Consider the following 1,360-nt stretch of genomic DNA (forward strand, 5'->3'; position numbering starts at 1 on the left):
TTAAAATATGTTCATTTTCTTTTTCCAATAATTCTAATTTAATAAAATTATTTTGTTTATGTTTTTTTTCTTCCAAAAGAACAAAGAATTTTTTAAAAAAATATGATTTTGGATTGAAAGCACTATAATATATTGTTTGAATCCGAGATTGAATTAAAGCGCCAGCGCACATAAGACAAGGTTCCAAAGTGATATAAATAATTACTTCATCCATTCGATAAGTTTTTAATTTTTTATTTAATTTCATTAAAAGTAAAAATTCAGCATGACCATAAAATAATTGACTTTTTTCTATATTATTGTGAGCTCTTGATATTATTTTATCATTCATAATAGCAACAGCGCCAACAGGAACTTCATCTTTTAAAAAAGCTTTTTTAGCTTCTTTAAAAGCTTCTTTCATAAAGACAAAATGCTTTTCTTCTATATTCAATTATACATTAAATTCCTTACATGAATTTTTAAAATAAATTTTTTTAAAAATTATGACATTTACGACAACAAGATTTATGATAATTATTACCACCTATTAAAATAACAGGTTGTTCTTCATCATTTGCTTTTTTGTTAGAAAATATTCTTTGTGTTCTTGTTGCCTCTTTTCCACAAATAAAACAAAAAGATTTTAACTTAGTTACTTTATCAGATATTGATAATAAATATGGCATGGAACCGAATGGTTCTCCGCGATAATCCAATTCTAAACCAGCTATAATAATTTTCATACCTTTATAAGATAAATTGTTTAAAATTTTTTCTATATCTTTATCAAAAAATTGAATTTCATCTATGATTAAATATTCAATTTTTTCATTTTCTTTAATAATATCTAAAATGTCTGAACTTTTATTAACTAACAAAGAAGGAACGGTTTTTAAATCGTGAGTTACCAATTCACTTTTGAGAGAATAACGTTTGTCAATTGAAGGTTTGAAAACTAAAAATTTTTTTTTCAATGAATTCAATGTTTCAATATTTTTAATCAATTCTGTCGTCTTTCCGGAAAACATCGGTCCACAAATGACTTCAATAAACCCTTCTTGATCTAAAATCATTTTTTATAAAACCTTTCTATGTTAAAAATTATTCCTCTGTTTATTGTTTATTATCGTCTTTTTTTTGATCATAACCATAACGTTTGTGAAACTTATCTACTTGTCCAGCGACAGTTACAAAAACTTGTGAATCAGTATAAAAAGAATGACAATTGGAACAAGTTTCAATTTTCATAGTTTTAACTGTTGTACCTATTTTATGTGTTGTCTTGCAAGTAGCACAAGAAACTTCTATTTCATAAAACTCGGGTTGTTGTAATTTATTTTTCATAAATAAAATCCCTTTTTTATTTTATTAAAAAATT

Annotated in this window: 3 protein-coding genes; all 3 read right to left on the reverse strand. The window is 24.3% G+C overall.

The window, feature by feature from the left end:
- Positions 1–433, reverse strand: a 433-nt coding sequence (locus tag RI68_RS03285; RefSeq protein WP_026071966.1) for a nucleoside deaminase, incomplete at its 3' end; no start/stop codon positions are given.
- Between the two features lie 43 nt (positions 434–476).
- Positions 477–1,055 carry a thymidine kinase gene (locus tag RI68_RS03290; protein WP_017193808.1) on the reverse strand — a complete coding sequence of 193 codons (579 nt, stop codon included), beginning with the start codon at positions 1,053–1,055 and terminating at the stop codon, positions 477–479.
- Between the two features lie 40 nt (positions 1,056–1,095).
- A complete protein-coding gene (rpmE, locus tag RI68_RS03295) occupies positions 1,096–1,326 on the reverse strand; it encodes a 50S ribosomal protein L31 (protein ID WP_017192579.1) in 231 nt (76 codons plus the stop codon).
- Between the last annotated feature and the right edge of the window lie 34 nt (positions 1,327–1,360).

The organism is Vaccinium witches'-broom phytoplasma str. VAC, assembly GCF_000309405.1.
Taxonomy (GTDB): domain Bacteria; phylum Bacillota_I; class Bacilli_A; order Acholeplasmatales; family Acholeplasmataceae; genus Phytoplasma.